This window comes from Pseudoalteromonas sp. ABE4_541 (genome assembly GCF_056312285.1).
This window is the reverse complement of the sequence record NZ_JBSVEM010000069.1, coordinates 1-255: the sequence shown is the minus strand read 5'-3', so window position 1 is coordinate 255 and position 255 is coordinate 1. Positions and strand designations below refer to the sequence as shown.

Sequence of the window (255 nt, the reverse complement as noted above, 5' to 3'; positions counted from 1 at the left end):
CGGCAACCAAACCATAACTTTGACCCAAACGGATAACTCAACGGCTTTGAGTGCAGGTACATACAGTAATTGTACGGTCACGGTGACAGACACCTCTGGTAATGCCAGTAGTGCTTTGGGCATTGCCAGTTTTACTATTGACACGACCGCGCCGACTTTAGCTGAAGTCACCGCAGTGACAACGCCTACCAATGATACAACGCCAAACTATACCTTTAGCACAACTGAGACGGGTACTCTATCTGTTGGTGGCAG

At 48.6% G+C, this 255-nt stretch carries 1 protein-coding gene; it reads left to right on the top strand.

Features of this window, described 5'->3' with window-relative positions:
* The coding region (locus ACW689_RS21525; protein ID WP_476294458.1) for a hypothetical protein at window positions 1–255 on the top strand (255 nt) is incomplete at both ends.